The 19,618-nt window shown below is 66.6% G+C and carries 19 protein-coding genes, 3 tRNA genes and 1 pseudogene; 6 read left to right on the top strand and 17 right to left on the bottom strand.

The genetic code is table 11. From position 1 onward, the window contains the following. Positions 1-99 precede the first annotated feature (99 nt). Entirely contained in the window at positions 100-1,899 is a 1,800-nt protein-coding gene (locus FDW83_RS13625; protein ID WP_138138625.1) for a glycoside hydrolase family 13 protein, read from the top strand. Positions 1,900-1,903: 4 nt separating this feature from the next. On the opposite strand, the gene FDW83_RS13620 is transcribed toward FDW83_RS13625, so the two are convergent. The 10 genes from FDW83_RS13620 to FDW83_RS13575 form a co-directional block, all read right to left on the bottom strand. After that, complete coding sequence (locus FDW83_RS13620) at positions 1,904-2,515, bottom strand: hypothetical protein (protein ID WP_138138624.1); 612 nt, start codon at positions 2,513-2,515, stop codon at positions 1,904-1,906. Beyond that, complete coding sequence (locus FDW83_RS13615; RefSeq protein ID WP_138138623.1) at positions 2,512-3,168, bottom strand: hypothetical protein; 657 nt, start codon at positions 3,166-3,168, stop codon at positions 2,512-2,514. The genes FDW83_RS13620 and FDW83_RS13615 overlap by 4 nt, the downstream gene beginning before the upstream one ends. Next, positions 3,165-3,545, bottom strand: coding sequence for a hypothetical protein (locus FDW83_RS13610; RefSeq protein WP_138138622.1), 381 nt, complete (start codon positions 3,543-3,545; stop codon positions 3,165-3,167). The genes FDW83_RS13615 and FDW83_RS13610 overlap by 4 nt, the downstream gene beginning before the upstream one ends. Beyond that, a complete protein-coding gene (locus FDW83_RS13605; RefSeq protein WP_138138621.1) occupies positions 3,542-3,733 on the bottom strand; it encodes a DUF2273 domain-containing protein in 192 nt (63 codons plus the stop codon). Before FDW83_RS13605 ends, FDW83_RS13610 begins: the two co-directional genes overlap by 4 nt. After that, positions 3,730-4,182, bottom strand: a complete 453-nt coding sequence (locus tag FDW83_RS13600) for an Asp23/Gls24 family envelope stress response protein (RefSeq protein WP_138138620.1) — start codon at positions 4,180-4,182, stop codon at positions 3,730-3,732. The genes FDW83_RS13605 and FDW83_RS13600 overlap by 4 nt, the downstream gene beginning before the upstream one ends. Before the next feature lie 165 nt (positions 4,183-4,347). Beyond that, complete coding sequence (locus tag FDW83_RS13595) at positions 4,348-5,946, bottom strand: glycoside hydrolase family 68 protein (RefSeq protein ID WP_138138619.1); 1,599 nt, start codon at positions 5,944-5,946, stop codon at positions 4,348-4,350. Between the two features lie 450 nt (positions 5,947-6,396). Then, complete coding sequence (locus FDW83_RS13590; RefSeq protein ID WP_138138618.1) at positions 6,397-8,265, bottom strand: BCCT family transporter; 1,869 nt, start codon at positions 8,263-8,265, stop codon at positions 6,397-6,399. Positions 8,266-8,450: 185 nt separating this feature from the next. Continuing rightward, a tRNA-Phe gene (locus tag FDW83_RS13585) sits at positions 8,451-8,526 on the bottom strand. A 48-nt stretch (positions 8,527-8,574) separates the two neighbouring features. Then, positions 8,575-8,648, bottom strand: a tRNA-Asp gene (locus FDW83_RS13580). Positions 8,649-8,739: 91 nt separating this feature from the next. Then, a tRNA-Glu gene (locus FDW83_RS13575) sits at positions 8,740-8,812 on the bottom strand. Between the two features lie 165 nt (positions 8,813-8,977). On the opposite strand from FDW83_RS13575, the gene FDW83_RS13570 reads away from it, so the two are divergent. After that, positions 8,978-10,015 carry a PHP domain-containing protein gene (locus FDW83_RS13570; protein ID WP_138138617.1) on the top strand — a complete coding sequence of 346 codons (1,038 nt, stop codon included), beginning with the start codon at positions 8,978-8,980 and terminating at the stop codon, positions 10,013-10,015. Between the two features lie 34 nt (positions 10,016-10,049). Here the strand turns inward: FDW83_RS13570 and FDW83_RS13565 are convergent, their stop codons facing one another. Then, positions 10,050-10,730: a thioredoxin domain-containing protein gene (locus FDW83_RS13565; protein ID WP_138138616.1), complete on the bottom strand. Its 681-nt coding sequence runs from the start codon at positions 10,728-10,730 to the stop codon at positions 10,050-10,052. A 126-nt stretch (positions 10,731-10,856) separates the two neighbouring features. Between FDW83_RS13565 and FDW83_RS13560 the strand changes: the two genes are divergently transcribed. Genes FDW83_RS13560 through FDW83_RS13550 form a run of 3 tightly spaced genes read left to right on the top strand, consistent with a single transcriptional unit; the run spans position 10,857 to position 13,221 of the window. Beyond that, entirely contained in the window at positions 10,857-11,852 is a 996-nt protein-coding gene (locus tag FDW83_RS13560; protein ID WP_138138615.1) for a DMT family transporter, read from the top strand. A 9-nt stretch (positions 11,853-11,861) separates the two neighbouring features. Next, positions 11,862-12,290 (top strand): metallopeptidase family protein, encoded by a 429-nt coding sequence (locus FDW83_RS13555; protein WP_138138614.1) that lies wholly within the window; start codon positions 11,862-11,864, stop codon positions 12,288-12,290. A gap of 10 nt (positions 12,291-12,300) precedes the next feature. Then, complete coding sequence (locus tag FDW83_RS13550) at positions 12,301-13,221, top strand: cation diffusion facilitator family transporter (RefSeq protein ID WP_138138613.1); 921 nt, start codon at positions 12,301-12,303, stop codon at positions 13,219-13,221. Positions 13,222-13,230: 9 nt separating this feature from the next. Here FDW83_RS13550 and FDW83_RS13545 read toward each other — a convergent pair whose 3' ends face one another. From FDW83_RS13545 to FDW83_RS13525, 5 genes and pseudogenes are all read right to left on the bottom strand, one after another. Continuing rightward, positions 13,231-14,028 carry an ABC transporter permease gene (locus tag FDW83_RS13545; protein WP_370281300.1) on the bottom strand — a complete coding sequence of 266 codons (798 nt, stop codon included), beginning with the start codon at positions 14,026-14,028 and terminating at the stop codon, positions 13,231-13,233. A gap of 70 nt (positions 14,029-14,098) precedes the next feature. Further along, a complete protein-coding gene (locus FDW83_RS13540) occupies positions 14,099-15,091 on the bottom strand; it encodes an ABC transporter ATP-binding protein (RefSeq protein ID WP_138138612.1) in 993 nt (330 codons plus the stop codon). Then, positions 15,088-16,266, bottom strand: coding sequence for a hypothetical protein (locus FDW83_RS13535; RefSeq protein WP_171027561.1), 1,179 nt, complete (start codon positions 16,264-16,266; stop codon positions 15,088-15,090). The genes FDW83_RS13540 and FDW83_RS13535 overlap by 4 nt, the downstream gene beginning before the upstream one ends. A 52-nt stretch (positions 16,267-16,318) precedes the next feature. Continuing rightward, positions 16,319-16,803: pseudogene (locus tag FDW83_RS13530) on the bottom strand (PEP-utilizing enzyme); the annotation flags it as partial. Positions 16,804-16,822: 19 nt separating this feature from the next. Then, positions 16,823-17,863 carry a universal stress protein gene (locus FDW83_RS13525; RefSeq protein ID WP_138138611.1) on the bottom strand — a complete coding sequence of 347 codons (1,041 nt, stop codon included), beginning with the start codon at positions 17,861-17,863 and terminating at the stop codon, positions 16,823-16,825. Between the two features lie 462 nt (positions 17,864-18,325). On the opposite strand from FDW83_RS13525, the gene FDW83_RS13520 reads away from it, so the two are divergent. Next, positions 18,326-18,952: an NAD(P)-binding protein gene (locus tag FDW83_RS13520; RefSeq protein ID WP_138138710.1), complete on the top strand. Its 627-nt coding sequence runs from the start codon at positions 18,326-18,328 to the stop codon at positions 18,950-18,952. Between the two features lie 12 nt (positions 18,953-18,964). Here the strand turns inward: FDW83_RS13520 and FDW83_RS13515 are convergent, their stop codons facing one another. Next, positions 18,965-19,579 carry a copper resistance CopC family protein gene (locus FDW83_RS13515; protein ID WP_138138610.1) on the bottom strand — a complete coding sequence of 205 codons (615 nt, stop codon included), beginning with the start codon at positions 19,577-19,579 and terminating at the stop codon, positions 18,965-18,967. Positions 19,580-19,618: the final 39 nt, after the last annotated feature.

The following is a 19,618-nucleotide window of genomic DNA, read 5'->3' as shown; positions in this document are numbered from 1 at the left end:
TGCGCTTGCTAGTGAGGTTGATGTGGTGACTGTCACACTAGTAAGGTTGCTGCGTTCGGTGCAAGCGTTTACATCAAAAAGTTATCTCAGGGGAACCAAATGTCCAAGCAGACCTTTCCGGTTTCCGGCCAACCCCCTCAATGGTGGGCCGATGCCGTTGTGTACCAGATCTACCCGCGTTCCTTTGCGGACGGGAACGGTGACGGGATGGGCGATCTCCGGGGCATTATGGACCGCCTGCCCTACCTTGAGAAGTTGGGCGTTAACGCAATCTGGTTGTCGCCGTTCTATAAATCGCCCCAGGCCGATGGCGGGTACGACGTTGCGGACTACCGCCAGGTGGACCCGCTCTTTGGCTCTTTGGCGGATTTCGACGCGATGTTGCTGGAGGCTCACCGCCGGGGGCTGAAGGTGATCGTGGACCTCGTGCCCAACCACACCTCGGACGAACATGTGTGGTTCCAGGAAGCGCTGGCGGCGGAACCGGGCTCGCGCGCCCGCGACAGGTACATCTTCCGCTCCGGCAAGGACTCGGTTCCCGGCTCCGGCGACGGCAACAGGCCACCCAACAACTGGAAGTCGATCTTCGGCGGTCCCGCCTGGAGCCGGGTGACGGAGGCGGACGGTTCACCGGGCGAGTGGTACCTCCACCTGTTCGACACCAAGCAGCCCGACCTCAACTGGGAAAACCCCGAGGTCCATGAGGAGATGCGCTCCGTGCTGCGCTTCTGGCTTGACCGGGGCGTGGACGGTTTCCGGGTGGATGTGGCGCACGGCATGGTCAAGGAAAAGGGCCTTCCCGATTGGGACGGCGCAGCAGCCATGGTGGAGGGGACATCGGCCGTGCCAAGGGAGCCCGCCCCGCCCGGTGACGCCCCGGGCGCCCATACCGACGCCGAGGAACCGCACCGTGCGGTGTCGCCGGTCTACCCACCGTCGCCCTTCTTTGACCAGGACGGTGTCCACGATATCTACCGTGACTGGCACCGGGTCCTGGCCGAATACGGCAGCGACAGGATGATGGTGGCCGAGGCGTGGGTGGAACCGGCAGAACGGCTGGCCCGCTATGTCCGGCCCGACGAGATGCAGCAGGCCTTCAACTTCGATTTCCTGCTGGCGGGATGGAACGCCGAGCGCATGGCAGAGGCCATCGACGCCTCCCTGGCAGCGGCGGCCTCCGTGGGCGCGCCCTGCACGTGGGTGCTGAGCAACCATGACACCGTCCGGCATACCACCCGGTTCGGGCTCTCCGATCCCACCACGTTCCCGAAAGGCATTGCGGCGGACGATGAACAGCCGGACGCAGCACTGGGACTGGCCCGCGCCCGTGCTGCCACCCTCGTGTCATTGGCGCTGCCTGGCTCAGCGTACCTGTACCAGGGCGAGGAACTCGGTTTGCCGGAGCACACTACGCTCCCGGCAGACGCCCGCCAGGACCCCACCTTCTTCCGCACGCAGGGCGCCGAAACAGGACGCGACGGCTGCCGTGTTCCGCTGCCCTGGGCCGCGAAGCTGCCGGGCTACGGGTTCGGGACCGCGGGCAACGGGAGCGCACAGCCGTGGCTTCCCCAGCCCGAAAGCTTCGGTCCCCTCGCCGCCGACGTTCAGGACGGCGAGGAGGGATCAACCCTCGAGCTGTACCGTGCTGCCCTTGCTTTCCGCGCCGAACAGAATCTGGGCCGCGGCAGCCTGGAGTGGGCGGAAATCAACGCGCCGGAGAGCGGGCTGCTGGCATTCCAGAACGGGGACGTCCTGGTTGTTGCCAACATGGGCTTTGCGTCCGCGCCGGTTCCGGAAGGGTACACAGTGGTGTTGGCCAGCGGCCCCGTTCCCGCCGGGGAGCTGGCAACTGTACGCGAAGTTCCGGTGGATTCGGCCGTTTACCTGCGCCGGGAGTGACGTGTCAGCGGACGCGCTCGGCCCTGCCGAAGCGCGTCCGCGCTCCGGCAGCGATGTGGATGAGCACCGGGGTTTCCCTGCCCACCACCGCTTCAAGGGCGGACAGCAGTCCGGAAACCTCGGCAGCCAGCAGGTGGGGTGCCACCCCCTGCCGCGGCAGGAGCCGTACCTTCAGGGCGGGCGAGCCCTTGACGCTGTACGTGGTAACGCTTGCCCCGGCCAGGTCCGGGCGCCCGGCGAGTGCGTGCTTCAAAGCCTGCTCCGCCACTCCCCCGCCAACCCGCACATCGCCGGGAACCTCGCCGGGATCGTACTCGGCGGCCAGCAGGTTGTCCCGGCCTTTGCCCTGCTGGGCGATCCAGGCCACCATGAGCCCAATCAGCAGCAACAGGGCCAGCGCCACCAGAATCCAAAGCCAGCTTTCGCCCCGTCCCGGGAACCTGGTGGCGTTGAAGGCCTGGTTGATCCCGGCCCACACTCCCGGGGACCAGGATTGCCACCAGTTCGCGACCGCCGGCGCGGTTGCCAGGAGGACCAGCAGGAGACCGGCAGCCAGGAGCACCAGTCCCAGCAGCGTGAGCAGGATGCGGTTCAGGAGGCTTGGGGTGCTGTTCATGCGCCCACCACTCCTGACGCCGTCACGTTGATACGTGCTGAGGGTGCCGGCTCCAGCGCCATTTGCCCGAGCTCGTCTTCAATGGCGGCCAGGACCGTGCCTTCGTCCACCGGCACTCCTGACGTGGGCCGGACGTTCACCAGTACCTGCCGCTGGGAGACCACCACCATGACCTGCTCGGGGGTCACGTTGGCCGCAAGCTGGGCACGACGGGCGAGGGAGGAAGCAATGACTTCGTCGTCAACGACGACGGCGGGACTTGCGGCGGTCAGCCCCGCTCCCGGAAGGAGGTGGCGGGCACGCCGGCCCGGCAGGATGCCGTTGAGGAGGAAGACCAGGCCGGCCATGGCCACGACGCCGCCTATGGCGGCCAGAAGCAGCGGTGATATCCCGGCAGGGAGTTCCACAAGCCGTTGCGCCGCCACCTGCGGTTCGATCAGCCACGCGGGCTGGCCGATGGCATGCACTGCTGCTTCCAGGAGACCGTACGCGGCCAGCACTATGACCAGGACCGCGGCGACCACGGCCACGGCCGCACGTGACGAGTGGGTCTCCCGATGCAGCACCCGGCGCATGTCCGGGCCCTGGCCGCTGCTGCGGCGGCTCTGCCTGGTGCGGGACTGTTTGGTCCCGGCGTCCACGCTGCTGCTCACTGGACCCGGCCTCCTTCATGAATACTGGCGCCGCTGATCCTGATGTCCACGCGGCTGAGGCGGGCACCACTGAGTTCCGTGACGGTCTCAAGAATGCGGGCTTTTGCCTGGACGGTGCGTTCCCAGATGGAACCGCCGAAAGCCTGGACCCGCCCGGGGTCCAGGGCCACCGCCCTTAGCGGCGGGATGCTGATGGGCGTGACGAGGGACAAAGCCAGCAGGCCGTCGTCGTCCGTCCAATTTGCCCTCACATCCTGGGGGTCGACGCCCAGGGCAGAGGCCGCCGCAGCCTTGGCCAGGCTGGTCAACGCCTGCGTGCTGATGCGGTTGTGGCCGCTGAATGCCTGCCCCCGCACGGCCGGGGCGGGCGTGCTCATGATGAGGAACGCCGGCCGATGATGGCGTCGAGGACCCCACGGAGGTCCAGCTTGCCCTCGGCGGCGCGGCCCAGGAGCGCACCTATGGCTATAAAGAGCAGGGACACCAGGAAACCCCACAGGCCGAACTGGAGGGACATAAAAGCCACAAAGGCGCCCATCACGGCACCTGCAACAGTGAGGTTCACAGCAGCGCCTCCCGTTCGGTGGTGCCTGCAGGGGATGGTTTTACGGGAGGAGGCACATAGACGTCGGTGACTTCGACATTCACTTCGATGACCTGCAGTCCCACCAGTTCCTCCACCGCCCGGTAGACAGCCGCCCGCACCTGGTTGGCGAGGGCATGGAGGGGCGTTCCGTAGCTTGCCACCAGGTTGATGTCCACTGCCACCTGGGTTTCGCCTACCTCGGCATGGACGCCCGCCGCGTGGTCTGTGCTGCTGCCCACTGCGTCACGGATGGCGCCAAGCGCCCGGGACGGACCCGAGCCAAGGGAGTAGACACCCGGCACTGCGCGTGCCGCTATCCCTGCCACTTTGGCTACGGCTGTCTCGGAGATTACGGTGCGGCCAAGGCCGGGAACAGGCGCTGCGGCGCCATGGACGCCCTGCCCGGGTTGCGGATTCTGGTATTCCATCAGGCACTCCCCCTTCTGTTGATCCAACCCTATCCCCAGCATGCCCGGATGTGCTGGTGCCCCGAGGCGTTGTGGCTGAAGGGGCCGGGCGGGGGCGTCCCCCAAGGACACCCCCGCCCGGGCGGAGCCGCGCGCCTCGACCGGCATCACGGCAGGAACCGCGGTTTATTTGTAGTGGCCTTTGCCGCCGACCTTTACGTTGGTGGGCAGGTAGCCGAACGGGCCGAGGCCGTTCTGGCCGAAGCTGCGGTCCACCTGGGTGACGCCGTTCTTGAAGTTGATCTTCACCGTGGGTGACAGTGACCCGCCCCGGACGCCGTTGACGTTGTCGATGAACGACTGCACCAGGCCATTGGGCTGCACGTAATGCGAGTAGGCCTGGAACTGGCGGCCGTTCTGCTGGCCCGAGATGGTCCCGCTCGGGTTGTTGGCCGGCAGGTTGAGGTCGGTCGGGGAACCAAGGGCCAACCCCGAGTTGTTCACGGGCTGGTAGTCCGAACGGACGCCGTCGCCCACGAAGCCATAGACTCCGTCCGGGCCGCGCATGCCGTCCGCGTAGGTGAACTGGTGGCTGATTGTGTACAGGTAGTACTTGTTCCTGCCGTTTTCGTTCTGGATGAAGATCTGCGGCCGCTCAGTCTGGTCGTTGACGCAGTTCGCGGACAGGATCGGCGGGAGGAAGGACCACTTGGTCAGGTCCTTGTTGTCCGCCACGGCCAGGCCCACGTTTCCGGTCTGGTAGTAGGCGCCACTGCTGTTCACCCCGTTGAGCGACTCTGCGTTGGCGTCGCCCTCGCGATAGCCCAGGTCCTCCTCGGTGCAGCGGTACTCGCCGCGGTTGCCGGCGGTGTTGCCCTCGAAGACCATGAAGGTCTTGCCCGGGTGGGCGGGGTCGGCGAAGGTGAACGGGTCGCGGAACGCGAAGCCGGGGTTCTGCTCCTTGTTCTGGTACATCTTGCCGTCCGGCTCCAGCAGCTTGGTGTGCTCGAAGCCGTCGAACCACACGCGCTCCTCGTTGGCGTGGATATTGCCCAGCGCCTTGGCGATCGCGGCGTCCGGGGCAATCCCCCCGCCGCCGGCGTTGCGTTCAGCCACGTCGTGGAAGGTGGTTGCGGTGTAGAACACGTTGACGTGGTTGCCCTGCATCAGGCGGGTGGAGCCGGACCATTCGGTGTTGCCGATGGACGAGCCGTCCACGAAGAGGTGTCCGCCGTAGTTCCACTTGTCCTTGGCCGGATCGGCGTTGGTCTTCCGGTAAAAGAAGCCGATGCGGGCGTTCCAGTGGCGCTGGTCGAAGTTGTACCCGGCGTGGCGGTCCGCGACGAGCGAGAAGATGACGTCGTAGCCCTTGTAGCTGATCTGGTTGGCGTGCTCGTCCGTCAGGGACCAGGTGTCCCAGACCCACACATCCTCGTTCATGGCGGGGAAGTCCTCGGGGATTTCCGGCATGGTGACGTCGGGGCTCATGGAGTTCTGGCCGGGAGCAACAGAGGGATTGCTCTGCGCCATGATCTGGCTGGCATCGGCGCGGGTCCACTTTGCGGTAAAGTCCGACGCCGGGTCGAAGGCCTGCTGGGAGTGTTCCGTGGGAAGCGGGAACCCGGGGGTGGGGGCAGGCATCTGCTCTGAGGCAGGCGGATCGGCGGGCTCGTTCGCCTGCGCCGACGGCACGGCCAGGAAAGCCGAAGCCGCAACGGATGCCGCCAGTGCCGCGGCGGCAGACCGCCACCGCAGCGTCCGGGGTGATTGGGGGTGCTTGTGCATGGTTGCTCTTCTCGCGGAGTTGAAACTGTTCGTGGAAGACGGGCGGGCGCCCTGGTTCCTCCGCACTCCGGCGTCCCGGTAACACCGCAGGCGTCATCGAGGACGCCTTCGTGTCGAGGGGCGGGACCTGGGTGGGGTCCCGGTGCGGGCCCTTGCGGATACCGGGGATATCCGGGCCGGGTTACACGCTAGGCAGCGCCAGGGCCGGAACTCAAACCATGTTTCGTGGGCCGGAAAACCTTGCCGGACCTCGTTGTGCAAGCGCTTACGCATTCCACAGCGCGCGCGTGCCACACCATCTGAAAGCCGTCAAATGTTTCTTTCCTGAAGTTGCGAGGGGGACAAATCCCACCTTTGGAGGCCAAAAACAGGTGAAGGGAAGCGCCGGCGCAAAAGAACAGGCGCTTCCCCTTACGATCCTGCAGAGGGCTTGCCGAGCGGTTCCGCGGCCTAAAGGGGCCGGCTTCCCCGAGCGGGATTCTTGGCCCCGGACGGGGTATCTGCTGCCGCCGGAGCGACTGAAGTAGCCAGCCGTTCGGCCAGCTGCGCCTCCACGGCTTCGGCCACGTGCTCCTGCACGGACTCGTGGAGCTGCCCTGCAACGTGCTCCTGGTAGTGCTCCTGCACCGAATCCTGCATGGAATCCTGCATCCGCTCGGTAACCTGGGCCGCCAGCTGGTCGCGGGCCAACCTGCGCTGGGCGCGCATGAAGGTTTCGTGTTCCACGTGGAAAGCACGGGCGGTGGCCACACACATCAGAATGATCACCACGCTGAAGGGCACTGCGGTAAGGATTGCTGCGGTCTGGATGGCTTGGAGTCCGTTGGCGAGCAGCAGCACAATGGCTACTGCAGCAGCGGAAAGGGCCCAGAAGATGCGGAGCCAGTTCTTGGGTTCCACATCCCCTCCGGTAGAGATCATGCCCATGACGAGGGCACCCGAGTCCGCTGAGGTGATGAAAAAGATGGCAATCAGGAGAACGGCGCCAATGGTCAGTAGGGTTCCGCCCGGCAGACTGCCCAGCATGGTGAACAAAGCCCCCTCGGTGTCCACACTGCCGTCCTCGCCGATCAGGCCCCCGGCGCCAAACAGTTCGCGATGGATCGCCGCGCCGCCCATTACCGCGAACCACAGGAATCCTACGGTGGTGGGGACCAGCAGGACCCCGGCTACGAATTGCCTGACGGTGCGGCCCTTGGAAATCCGGGCGATAAAAATGCCTACGAATGGTGCCCAGGACATCCACCAGCCCCAGTAGAAGGTGGTCCAGGCCGCCTGCCAGGCCTCGCCCTCCGCGCCGGAGAAAGCCAGGGTATTGAAGGTGAGGCCCACGACGTTCTGGAGGTAATTGCCGATGGACTGGACGAACTCACGGAGGAGGAACAAAGTGGGCCCCGTGAACAGCACAACCAGCATCAGCAGGGCGGCCAGGACGAGATTGGTGTTGGACAGCCACTTCATTCCCCTGCCGACTCCTGAGACCACGGAAATGATGGTCAAGGTGATAATGCCGAGGATCAGGCCGATCTGCGTCATGGTGGTGGCCTGGAGGATGTTCGCCTGATCCAGTCCCGCGGAAATCTGCAGGACACCGAGGCCGAGCGACGTTGCGACGCCGAACAGCGTCCCAACAAGCGCAACGACGTCGATAACATTGCCCCAGCCGCCGGCCACGCGCTTGCTGCCCAGGAGGGGCTCAAGCGTCCAACGGATGGAGATGGGCCGGTTCTTCCGGTGCACGGCGTAGGCGATGGAAACGCCCACCACAACATAGATTGCCCAAGCATGCAACCCCCAATGCAGGTAAGTCTGCGTCATGGCCTGCTGGGCGAGGACGATGGGTGTTCCTTCGACTCCAGGACGCGGCGATGCGAAGTGGTTCAGGGGCTCGGCCACGCCAAAAAAGACAAGGCCGATTCCCATGCCTGCCGCGAACAGCAGCGCGAACCAGGACATGACGGAGAACTCCGGCTCGTCGTCATCCTTACCCAACTTGATGTCCCCGTAGTGGCTCAAACCGATCCAGAGAGAGAAAGCGACGAAGAGCGCGACGGCTGCCACGTAGTACCAGCCGAACCAATTAATGACGTTCCCCTGGATGGCCGAGAACATCGCAGTTGCCGCCCCGGGGAAGACAGCCGCAAAGAGGACGAAGGCCAAGATCGTTGCGGCGGCAGGCCAGAAGACCCAGGCGGGCAGCTGCCTTGTGCCGCGGCCGGTTGATTGCTTCGGTCCCCCGGCCGGCGACCCTTTCCCGGGCGCCGGCCGCCCTTTCCCATCCTGTTGGCCGGTTGGGCCTGCGCTGCGTATGGCGGACATTCTGCTCTCCTTAGGCTGCTGGAAGCGTTCAAATTGCTTTTGATATCAAACTCTTGTGTATTCGTCTGTAGTCCGTGCCCCGAATGTGTTGTGTGCACCGGTGCGTTTGCGGTGCGGCCATTTGGACCGGTGAAACGGGCCTTAAAGCAGAAAAGCACCAGTTCCAAAGAACTGATGCTTCCCAGTGGTGGCTCCGACCGGCGTCGATCCGGTGACCTTTCGATTTTCAGTCGAACGCTCTACCAACTGAGCTACAGAGCCTAGGTGACTAGTCACCTTGAGAGCCGGAAATGCTTCCAGCAATCAGAGCGACCCTGACGGGACTTGAACCCGCGACCTCCGCCGTGACAGGGCGGCGCGCTAACCAACTGCGCTACAGGGCCTTGCGTTTCTTGCTTTGGCAGTATTCCTACTGCTTTTTTCAAGGCTTCCAGCCTACCAGACTTTTTTAGCCTGTCTGACCAGTTCCTTGCGTACCCCCAACGGGATTCGAACCCGTGCCGCCGCCGTGAAAGGGCGGTGTCCTAGGCCGCTAGACGATGGGGGCCAGAACCTGTCCGGAACAAAATAAAAGGCGTAAAGCAAAGCTTTCCGTCTTTGTCCTCTGCGTTTCTCCGAACGGGACTCCACAACTATAGGGCCTACTCATGGAATATCCAAAATCGGTCAAAAACAGCGTGCCTGGGCGGGAAAGACAGGTGAAGATGGACGGATGGATGCCGTTGCAGCGCTCAATGAGATTGCCTTTTGGCTGGAGCGCGGACGCGCTGCCACGTTCAAGGTCCAAGCTTTCCGGAAGGCCGCCGCCGCCATCACCCCCCTGGCTCCGGAGGAAGTGGCGGCACGGACCAGGACCGGCCGGCTGAAATCCATGAAGGGCATCGGCGACCGGACGTACCAGGTCATCCAGCAGGCAGTGGCAGGCGGGGTCCCGGACTACCTGGCGGACCTCCGCGAAAAGGGGGCCCAGCCGCTGGCCACCGGCGGTGCGGAGTTGCGGGATTCCCTCCGCGGCGACCTCCACAGCCACAGCGACTGGTCCGACGGCGGTTCCCCCATCGAGCTGATGGTCGCGGCCGCCGAGGTGCTGGGGCGCGAATACCTGGCCCTCACGGACCACTCGCCGAACCTCACCATCGCCAACGGCCTGTCCCCGGAACGGCTGCTCAACCAGCTGGACGCGGTGGCCGCAATCAATGCCGACGGCCAATCCGCGGGGGACGGCCGGCCGCACAGGGTGCGCCTGCTGACGGGCATCGAAGTGGACATCCTTGAGTCGGGCGAGCTGGACCAGGAGCCGGATCTGCTGGACCGGCTGGACATTGTGGTGTCCAGCGTCCACTCGAAACTGCGGGCGGACCGGAAAACCATGACCCGGCGCATGCTGGGCGGGATCACTGCCCGGCACACCAACGTCCTGGGCCATTGCACGGGCCGGCTGGTCGAGGGCTCGCGCGGGACGCGTCCGCCGTCGGAATTCGACGCCAAAGAAGTCTTCGCCGCGTGCGCCGAGAACAATGTGGCGGTGGAAATCAACTCGCGGCCCGAGCGGCAGGATCCGCCGGACCCGCTGATCCAGCTCGCCCTCGAGGCCGGCTGCCTGTTCTCCATCGACAGCGACGCACATGCGCCCGGGCAGTTGGACTTCCTCCAGTACGGTGCTGAGCGTGCCGCCCGCAACGACGTCCCGGAGGACCGGATCATCACCACATGGCCGGTGGACCGGCTGCTGGAGTGGGCAGCAAAGTAGCCGGAACGGCAGCCCATCCCGGCTGGGGAAAAGGCTAACCGACGGCGTCGGCCAGCTTCTGCCGGAAGTCCGCCTTGGTGGTTAGGGTAAGTTTCTCGCCGTTCAGGAAAAACGTCGGCGTGCCGCTCACGCCCAGGGCCTTGCCGTCCGCGATGTCCGCCAGCACGCGTTCTTCCGTCCGTTGGTCAGCCACGGCGGCGTCATACAGGGCAAGGTCCAGCCCGAGTTCCTCCGCGTACGTGCGGAACAGCGGCGCCTGGGACTGCTGGCTCCCGGCCCACTGGGGCTGGGTCTCGAACAGCCGGTTGGCCATCTGCTGGTATTGGCCCTGCTGCCCGGCGGCCTCGGCGGCCAGCGCCGCCTGCCCCGAGTTCGGGTGCATGGACAGCGGAAAGTGCCGGTGCACAAACGTTATCCGGTCCCCGAACTCCGCTTTGAGCTCCTCCACCACCGGATGGATGGAACCGCAGGAAGGGCATTCGAAATCGAGGAACTCCACCAGCTGGGCCTTCTCCACGGAGGGTGTAGTGAGCCGGTGGCTGTCCGCCCGGACCAGCTGTTCGGAGCCAGGAACAGGCGGCACGGCCTGCTGCCTGCCTGCTGTGAACATGGCGTACCACGCAAGCCCGCCCGCCACAGTCACGGCCAGCAGGATCCAGATAATTGTTCTGGCTAGGCGTGCGGAATCGCGGGGTGGAGCGGGGTTTGAGACCATAACCCGCATCCTAGCCGAGGGGCCAGGCAGCACCGGCTCAAGGTAGGCGCAACTTTGGCAGGAAGTTGGCCAGACGTGGCCGATTTCCGCCAGCCACAGGCTCCTTCGCCCGGATACATTGGCTCCATGGCATCAACCACCCCCGCCGATACCACGGAATCCGTCACGCCGCCCGCGCCCGCGCCGGTCAAGGCCCTTGGCGTGGCGGCCATGATTGTCACCGTGGTCCTGTGGGCCTCGGCCTTCGTGGGGATCCGTGCCATCGGGCCGCACTTCTCCCCCGGCTCCCTGACCCTGGGCAGGCTGGCGATTGCCGCCGTCGTACTTTCCCTGCTGGTCCTGCCGCAGCTGCTGAAGAGCCGGTACATGCCGCGCGGACGCGAATGGTGGCCCATCCTGGCGTACGGAGTGATGTGGTTCGGCGGCTACAACGTGGCACTGAACGCCGCCGAACACGTCCTGGACGCGGGCACCAGCGCCCTGCTGATCAATGTCAACCCCATCCTGGTGGCCATCATGGCGGGGGTTGTCCTGAAGGAGGGCTTTCCCCGCTGGCTGCTTATCGGCAGCATGGTGGCGTTCGCCGGGGTGGCGCTGATCGCGGTGGGATCTTCAGGCCAGGCGGCGGGGCAGGTTCCGGGGGCAGGGGAAGGCACGACGGCGGACATGGCGGGCGTGGCGCTCTGCCTCCTTGCCGCCGTGCTCGCCGCGGTCAGCGTGATTGTCCAGAAGCCGGTCCTGCGGAAGGTCCCGGCAGCGCAGGCGACGTGGTTCGGGATCCTCGTGGGGGCACTGTGCTGCCTGCCATTCACCGGGCAGTTGGTATCCGAGGTCCAGGCGGCCCCGGCGGAGGCGACCGCAGGCCTGGTCTACCTCGGCATCTTCCCTACCGCAATTGCCTTCACCACCTGGGCCTATGCGCTCTCACTCGTGGACGCCGGGAAACTGGCAGCCACCACGTACCTGGTGCCGGGCACCACTGTCCTGATTTCGTGGCTCCTCCTCGGTGAGATCCCCACAACCCTGGGCCTGGCGGGCGGCCTGATCTGCCTGGTGGGGGTGGGCCTTACCCGCCGCCGGATCCGCCCGCGGCCCGGGTATCAGGGCGGTTTTCAGCGCTAAGGTCGTGGTATGCCTGCCAGCCTCCCGCCCGGCCTTCCCATCATTCCTGAAGGTCCTCACGAACCTATTGGCTTCCGCATGTCCGCGGACGAGTTTGAGGCAGCCGTCTCCGACGCCCTGGACAGCATTCCGGAGAGGCTGGCCCGCGCCATGGACAACGTGGCGGTGTTCATCGAGGACGACTACGTGCCCCGGCCGGACGAAGATCCGGACACCGTCCTGCTGGGAATCTACGAGGGGGTTCCGCTCACCGAACGCGGTTCGTGGTGGGACGCCGGGTCCCTGCCGGACCGGATCACGATCTTCCGCGAGCCCATCCTGGAAATCTGCTCGTCCCGCGAGGACGTGATCCATGAAGTGGCGGTGACAGTGGTCCACGAGGTGGCACACCACTTTGGCATTTCCGACGACCGGCTCCACGAGCTGGGCTGGGGCTAGCCTTGTAGGCATGGGACACGACCACAGCCACGGCATCACCGCCACCGCCACGGGCCAGCACCGGAAGCGGCTCGTGGCCGTCCTGGCGATCACCGTTGCGGTGGTCCTCATCCAGGTGGTTGGCGCCATCCTCTCCGGGTCGTTGTCGCTGCTGGCCGATGCCGGGCACATGCTCTCCGACGCCGCCGGGGTGACCATCGCGCTCCTGGCCGCGTGGATCGCCGGCCGGCCGGCCAGCGACGCCCGCACCTACGGCTACCAGCGGGCCGAGGTGCTCGCCGCCCTGGCCAACGCGCTCATCCTGGTGGTGATCTCGGTGGTGATCTTCACCGAAGCGGTCCGCAGGATCGGTTCCGCGCCCGAGGTGGAAACCGGCATCATGCTCTTCGCCGCCGTCCTCGGCGCGGTGGCGAACATCGTGTCCCTGCTGATCCTGCATGGTGCGCACCGGGACAGCCTCAACGTCCGCGGGGCATACCTGGAGGTCCTCGGCGACCTCCTGGCTTCCTTCGCGGTGATCGCCGCGGCGGTGGTGATCATGCTCACCGGGTTCAATGCCGCGGACACCATAGCCTCGGTGGTGATTGCCGTCCTGATCCTGCCGAGGGCCTGGAGCCTGCTCCGCGATGTAGTAGACGTACTGCTGGAGGCGAGCCCCAAGGGCGTGGAAGTACAGATGATCCGCGAGCACATCCTGTCCGTTGACGGGGTGACCGACGTCCACGACATCCACATCTGGACCATCACGTCCGGCGTCCCGGTCTTCTCCGCCCATGTGGTGGTGGAAGACGGGGTACTCAACGCCCGCGGCGCGGACCAGCTGCTGGACAAGCTCATCACCTGCCTGGGCTCGCACTTCGACACGGACCACTGCACCTTCCAGCTTGAACCGGCCAGCCACTCCGAACACGAGGCGCGGCAGCACGCCTAGCAGCACGGGTCAGCTCAGGACGTCCTTGGTCACGAACCGGCCGTATGCGAGCGCCCCGAAAACCGCAATGTAGCCGGCCTGCAGCAGCGCGTTGTCGATGAAGGAATCCCACAAGAGCGGCTGGCGGAGCATGTCACCGAACCCCAGCCAGTAATGGCTGAACAGCCACGGGTGCAGCCATTCAAGCTGCGGCAGCTGGTCCAGGACCTGGGACACAACGGAGGCCACCACGGTGGCGGCCATCGCCCCCACCGGAACAACCGTAAGGGTGGAGAGGAACAGACCGACGGCGGAGAGGCCTGCCAGCGAAACGGCCAGGTACGCGGCGATCAGGAGGATCCGCACGGCTGCTTCCGCCGGCTGGATGACGTCTCCCGACAGCAGCGTGACGGGACCCACGGGGAAAAGGGCCGCACCGATGGCCGCGCCCGCGACGCCCACGGTCAACGGCGCCACCACACAGAACACGAGCGCACCCGCATATTTGACCAGCAGCAGCCGCACGCGCCCTGCCGGTGCCACCAGCAGGTACCGCAGCGTTCCGTGGCTTGCCTCGCCCGCAATCGTGTCCCCGGCAACCACACCCACGGTGAGCGGCAGGAACAGCGGCACGGACACCAGCATGGCCGTGAATGCAACAAACAGCCCGTTCTGGCTGATCCGGTCAAGGAATGCCGGTCCGCGGCCCGGCGGCACCGTGGAGGAAACCCGCACCGCGACAGCCACCAGCACAGGAATGGCGGCGAGCGCCAGCAGCAGCGCCCACGTACGGCGCCGCCCGAAGAGCACCCTGAGCTCGGACAGCATCAGTGAGAACCCGGATTCCTTCGCCCGGCCCGCCTGCTGGACGGCCGCTCCGGAAAGCTCCGCCGGAATGCTACTGGGCAACGTCAAACCCCTCCCCCGTCAACGCGACAAAGCGGTCCTCCAGGCTTTCGCGTTCCATCGTGAACCCCCGGACCCGGATGCCGGCACCCACCAGGTGTCCCACGATGTCCTCGGGGAGGTGGCCGCCGTCCGCGGACGGTGCACCGAGCCCGGCGAGGAGGACGTCACCGTCGGGCTCAACTCCCCCGCCCTCCGGCACCAGGCCCAGCCGGGTGAGGACGGTGCGCGCGTTTCCGCCGTCGGGCGTCACCAGCCGGATCCGGACGTGCCCGGCGCGGCGCAGGTCGGCCAGCGGTCCCTGCGCCACCAGCCTGCCGGCGCTCATCACGGCAGCGTGCGTGCACATCTGTTCCACCTCGGCCAGCAGGTGGCTGGACACAAAGACGGTTGCGCCGTCACGTGCCAGGGAACGGACCAGGTTGCGGACTTCGCGGGTGCCCTGGGGGTCAAGCCCGTTGGTGGGCTCGTCCAGGACGAGCAGGTCGCGGTGCGAAAGCAGCGCGTTGGCTATGCCCAGCCGCTGCTTCATTCCCAGCGAATAGGCATGGACCTTCTTGCCGGCAGCGTGTGAAAGCCCCACCCGTTCCAGGGCCAGGTTGACCCTTGCCCTGCGGGTGGCAGGCACGGTGCGGGGGCCTGCGGCATCCAGCCGGTGGAGGTTCCCGGCTCCTGACAGGAAAGGGTAGAACGCCGGCCCCTCCACCAGCGCTCCCACCCGTGGCAGCACGTCGCGGAACCGCGCCGGCATCTCCATGCCCAGCAGGCTGACGGTCCCGGCCGACGCCGCGGCAAGCCCCAGCAGCATGCGGATGGTGGTGGTCTTGCCGGAACCATTGGGGCCGAGGAAACCGAACACGGAACCCGGTGGCACGGCGAGATCCACCCCGTCCACGGCAACCTGGTGGCCGAAGCGTTTGGTCAGGCCCTGCGTCTCGATGGTCAGCCCGGGCGTACCGGAGCCCGTACCGCCTGCCGGGCTCACGGAGCCGCCGAGGCGGCAGCCTGCAGCTGGTCCGGCGGCACCATGCCGGCAAAGATGCGGCCGTCGTCGGCGATCAGGACATTGAGGAGCGTCGTGGACAGCAGCCGCCCGCCGGGAACGACGACGGCGGCATGGGCGAGCAGCGGATCCCTCATCAGGGATTCAGCCAGCGTTCCGCCCGCTGCCGCGGCAGGGATTTCCACCACGGCTTCCCACCCCTTGCCGGTAACAGACGGGCGGGCGGGGTGTGTGCGGATGGCGGTCAGTTGCTCGGGTGTGATGATCATGCCCGGGGCCCGGAAGCTGAGCGGCCAGCGGGGGGAATCCGCTGCCTGCAGTTCCTTCACCGTGCTGCCCGGCGGCGGCACGAAGGTAAAGAGCGAATCGTCCGGCACGTCAAGGGACAGGCTGGTGAACCCGGCGGTGTAGGAAGGCGCGGCTGCACCCCGTGGGGTCACCTCGACGGACAGTGGCATCCCGGTTTCGCCGTCTACGGCGATGGCAACCTGGCCCACCAGGGTTGCTTCCGTGCGCGGCTCAAGCAGCAGGTTGTAGGCGGTGCGGCCTGCCACTTCCACGTCTTCGCCCACCGTGACGGCCGTGGTGGGGTCAACTTTGGCGAGGAGGTTCTCCGCGATGTCCCCGGGCGTGGGCAACTCGGCGGCACCCGGTTCCGGGCGGTCAGCAGGCGGGGTGCCAGGGGCCGGCTGGTCCGGGTGGACAGGCAGGGGCAGGTCCTCCGGCGTGGCGGGCAAGGTCACGTGTGCCGTGGAGTTGTCCTTGGAGGAGTAGAACCAGACGTCCCGGTCCCGGCGGACGAGGTCACGCTCAGCCAGACGGTCCACCAGTTGGAGTCGGACCTTGGTTTTGCCGTCCATGTACACGCGTGCAGTGCGCTCCCCCGTGAGGAGTTCGATCATCGAGGCTGCTCCGCCGGCTGAAGCCGGCCCGGAAGACGGTCCGGCCGGCAGTTCCGGCAGCCCCACGTCCGAGGACTGCTCGATAGTGCCTGAGAACGTGTGGGCCTTGTGCTCCTGGACCGCGGCCAGGACTTCTGCGGGTGTTTTTTCGGGCAGGGGGTTGCCGGCACGTGCCGGGATGGTCCCCGCCAGGACACCGGCGGCGATTATTGCAGGAGCGGCGACGGCTGGAATCCAGCGCACCCATGAGCCCATAGCTCAAGATTACGCCTGCGGCGGCGGCAGGACACGTGCCCGAATCCCCTCCTCAGGGTAATTCCGCCGCCGCCCAGCCGTCCCCTTCGGGCCGTGCCGGCACTACGGTGCCCGAGCCGCCGTCGACCGTTATTCTCTGCCCCGTGCTGATCCTGGCCGTCGCGTCCGGCACTCCAACCACGGCCGGGATGCCGTACTCGAGGGCCACCAGGATCTCGCCGGGCTCGAGGCGCGCACCCACCGGATCGAGGATCACCCGGGCGGGGGCGGTGACGGATCCTGCGGACGCGGGGCTGCCCGCCAGTGCCCCCGGCACCCCGCTGCGCCGGCAGCGTGCAGCGCCTCGGGCTCGGTGCCGTCAGAGAGCAGCACCCGCGGGATGCGCCGGCGCCCCAGTTCCCATTCGTAGGAAGCCCTGCGCTCCGCCACCAGCCTGCGTATGTCCCCGGTTCCGCCGTCGCCCTCCTGCCCGGAAACCGCACGGGCGGCCTCGCCGAAGTCCACGAAGAAGATGTCCTCCGGTTTTTCCAAGCGCCGGCAGCGGCCAGCGTGGCCGTCAGGCGGCGTCGTCGAGCATGGGCCCGAAACGGGACCGGTCCGCCAGGCGTGGGTCATCCCGGTCCGGGACCACCATGACGGGACCTTTGGCATGGTGCAGCACGCCATCCGAGGTTGATCCCAGGAGCATTCCCGTGAAGCCGCCCCGGCCGCGCGTACCCACGACCACAAGCTCCACGTGCCGGCTGGCTTCCACCAGGACATCCACGGGCGAGCCGTCGAGCAACTGGGACTCCGTGGGAAGACCGGGATAGTGGCTGCGGAGCCAGGCCATTCCTGCATCAAGGGTCACCTGGATGTCTGCGAAAAGCGCCTTCCGGTCCATTGGCGCGGGAACCCAGGCCAGCGAACCGCTGTACTGGGGCACGGCGCACACCACCCGGAGCGTGGCGCCGAGGCGTTCGGCCTGCTCGGCTGCTTCCAGGACGGCGACCCGGGCCTGTTCGGATCCGTCCACGCCCGCCACCACCACGTTTTCGACGCGCTGGTGCCCGGCCTTTGCCTGTTCGGCCTTGATGCGCCGGTCCTCCGTGGTCTCCCCCAGCCGGTCCGAGCAGACGAGCGGCACGGTTACCGTGGGGCATTTGGCGTGTGCGGGCAGGGCGCTGCTCACGGAGCCCAGGAGCCGGCCCACGAAGCCGCCGCGTCCTCGGGTGCCGAACACCAGCAGCTCCGCGGTATGCGACATGTCCAGCAGCACGCCCGAGGCATCGCCGTTCTCGACGGAAGAAGTCACTTCGATGTCGTAGGCGGACACCTTCTGGAGCGCCTGCCTGACGATCGCCTCGGCGCCCTCGCGGATGACGGAGTCGTCGACGGTGGCGTAGCCACCGTCCAAACCGGAGGCAGCGAAAATCGGCACCGAGTAAGCAGTGACAACATGCAGGGGACGACGGCGGCGCTGTGCTTCACGGGCTGCCCACACCAGCGCGCACTGGCCATGGTCGGAGCCGTCGACGCCCACCACGATCCCTTCGGGTGCGGCAGAGGTTCCACCACCGTCCCGGGCCGGGTCCGGATGCAACTCTTGTGCGCCCATGGGGCCGCCTCCTTGCGCTGTGCCTGCCAGATGTTGCGGCTATTCTGCCAGAAGCGGGACGTTCCCCGTGCACCTCGCCAACAGCCGCAAGGCACCTGTGATACGCCCGCTTCCGCTTCTCACTATTCTCCGTCGCGTCCTGCTTAGCAAGCGCGTAACGCCGCCGTGATCCACACGTTATCCACAGCCTTTCCACACCGTTTCCACGGCCCCGCGGGGGTCTTTCCACAGGCCGTCGGAAAGCGCGTTCACCGGCAGAAAAATGTTGGTGATTTGGGCTACCCATGGCTGGAAATGTTCTGTAGTCTTCCAGACATTGTTGGTCGGGGACGCCAGCTTCAACTTCCGTTGGCAGCTGCCTGCCAACGTGCTGCGGCCGGACTTTGGGGAACACGGGACGCGCGCCGGCGAGGATGCCGGCACCTGCCGAAACTTCGAAGGAGGGAAACTGTGGTGTCAAGCATGCCTGGAAATGCCGGGACCGAACAGACCACCACCGTGATCATAGGGACAGGCCTCTCCGGCCTGGCCGTTGCCGCAGAGTTGCGGCGGCGCGGAATTGATTCCATCGTGGTGGACGGACTGGACATCCTGGGTGCGGCCCAACCGGCGAACACCACGTCCCTGCAGCGCTGTGATGCGGCCGACTCCGGTACCCTGCGGGAACGGAATGAAATCCTCCGGCACCTGCGCAACTACGCGGCCAGCCACCAGGTGGATGTGCGCAACACCACCCGCGCGGTGCAGCTGACCATGGTGGCTCAGTCCCCGCCCGAGGCCGCCCAGCCGCAGTGGGAGGTCCACACTCCCACCGGCATCCTGGTGGCGGACCATATTGTCCTGACCCGGTGCGCCCACAGCCAGCTCCGGCGGATGATCAACGACTTCGGCATCGCCGTGGGACGGAACCTGGCGGCAGCCATGCGGGCCATCGGTATTTACCTGGTGGGCGTTGGCGAACTCATTACCCCCTCTCCCAAGGAGGTACTGCGCCAGGCCAAAACAGTGGGCCAGGCCATCTCGGCCAAGGTCCATCCGGACACGGTGCCAGCTCCCGCAACGGGAAGCTTTGCGATGCTGACCTGCTAGCTTGCCGTCCGGCTACTCCCCGCTGGCCTGTTCTTCGCCCCCTACGGAGAGCCGGCGCCTGGCAATCACGGCCAGGGCCGCGAGCAGGCCCAGGGCCGCCGCGGCGAAGACCACAATGCTCCACTGGAACGGCTCGCCGGAGTCTGCCGGCACGGACGGTTCGGCGGTTACCCCGGGCTCAGCTGTGCCCATGCCCGGAACTGCAGCGGGCGCCGTCGTGCCTGTTGCCTGGGGCGTCCCCCCTGCCGCGCCGGCCGCGGTGAAGCCGAAGCTGCCTTCGATGGGGTGCGAGTCCGAGCTGACCACGCGCCAGGACACCGTGTACTCGCCCGCAAGCCCTCCAGCCCGTAGTTTCTGCGACGCCACGTTGTCCACGATCTGCACCGGGCCGTCCGCCCATTCCGTGCCTGCTGCGTCCTTGATGGAGATGGAGGCGCCGATGCCAAGCGGGTTGTTGTTGAAGGTCACCGACACCTGTTCCGGCGGGGCAGGCAGGGAGGCTCCCTGTGCCGGGTTGCTGGATTCGGCAGCGTCATGGGCGGCGGCGGGACCTGCAAAGCCCAGGGCGGCGGCAAGAAAGAAGGAACCGAGCAGGAGGCTCAGCAGGTGGCGGCGGATGGGGCGCATGCGGGGACTGCTCCTTGTGTTGGCTTCCTTACAGACTAG

The sequence above is a fragment of the Pseudarthrobacter sp. NamE2 genome, from assembly GCF_005796205.1.
In the GTDB taxonomy this organism is placed as follows: Bacteria; Actinomycetota; Actinomycetes; order Actinomycetales; family Micrococcaceae; genus Arthrobacter.
This window is presented reverse-complemented; position numbering and strand designations above follow the sequence as displayed.

What these genes read in the sequence shown, in the direction of transcription:
- FDW83_RS13545 (WP_370281300.1), bottom strand. Translation starts at nt 14,028, where the DNA reads ATGCTGTCCGAGCTCAGGGTGCTCTTCGGGCGGCGCCGTACGTGGGCG.
- FDW83_RS13520 (WP_138138710.1), top strand. Translation starts at nt 18,326, where the DNA reads ATGCCTGGAAATGCCGGGACCGAACAGACCACCACCGTGATCATAGGG.
- FDW83_RS13590 (WP_138138618.1), bottom strand. Translation starts at nt 8,265, where the DNA reads ATGTCCGCCATACGCAGCGCAGGCCCAACCGGCCAACAGGATGGGAAA.
- FDW83_RS13535 (WP_171027561.1), bottom strand. Translation starts at nt 16,266, where the DNA reads ATGGGCTCATGGGTGCGCTGGATTCCAGCCGTCGCCGCTCCTGCAATA.
- FDW83_RS13565 (WP_138138616.1), bottom strand. Translation starts at nt 10,730, where the DNA reads ATGGTCTCAAACCCCGCTCCACCCCGCGATTCCGCACGCCTAGCCAGA.
- FDW83_RS13570 (WP_138138617.1), top strand. Translation starts at nt 8,978, where the DNA reads ATGGATGCCGTTGCAGCGCTCAATGAGATTGCCTTTTGGCTGGAGCGC.
- FDW83_RS13625 (WP_138138625.1), top strand. Translation starts at nt 100, where the DNA reads ATGTCCAAGCAGACCTTTCCGGTTTCCGGCCAACCCCCTCAATGGTGG.
- FDW83_RS13560 (WP_138138615.1), top strand. Translation starts at nt 10,857, where the DNA reads ATGGCATCAACCACCCCCGCCGATACCACGGAATCCGTCACGCCGCCC.
- FDW83_RS13610 (WP_138138622.1), bottom strand. Translation starts at nt 3,545, where the DNA reads ATGAGCACGCCCGCCCCGGCCGTGCGGGGGCAGGCATTCAGCGGCCAC.
- FDW83_RS13550 (WP_138138613.1), top strand. Translation starts at nt 12,301, where the DNA reads ATGGGACACGACCACAGCCACGGCATCACCGCCACCGCCACGGGCCAG.
- FDW83_RS13620 (WP_138138624.1), bottom strand. Translation starts at nt 2,515, where the DNA reads ATGAACAGCACCCCAAGCCTCCTGAACCGCATCCTGCTCACGCTGCTG.
- FDW83_RS13525 (WP_138138611.1), bottom strand. Translation starts at nt 17,863, where the DNA reads ATGGGCGCACAAGAGTTGCATCCGGACCCGGCCCGGGACGGTGGTGGA.
- FDW83_RS13555 (WP_138138614.1), top strand. Translation starts at nt 11,862, where the DNA reads ATGCCTGCCAGCCTCCCGCCCGGCCTTCCCATCATTCCTGAAGGTCCT.
- FDW83_RS13595 (WP_138138619.1), bottom strand. Translation starts at nt 5,946, where the DNA reads ATGCACAAGCACCCCCAATCACCCCGGACGCTGCGGTGGCGGTCTGCC.
- FDW83_RS13600 (WP_138138620.1), bottom strand. Translation starts at nt 4,182, where the DNA reads ATGGAATACCAGAATCCGCAACCCGGGCAGGGCGTCCATGGCGCCGCA.
- FDW83_RS13515 (WP_138138610.1), bottom strand. Translation starts at nt 19,579, where the DNA reads ATGCGCCCCATCCGCCGCCACCTGCTGAGCCTCCTGCTCGGTTCCTTC.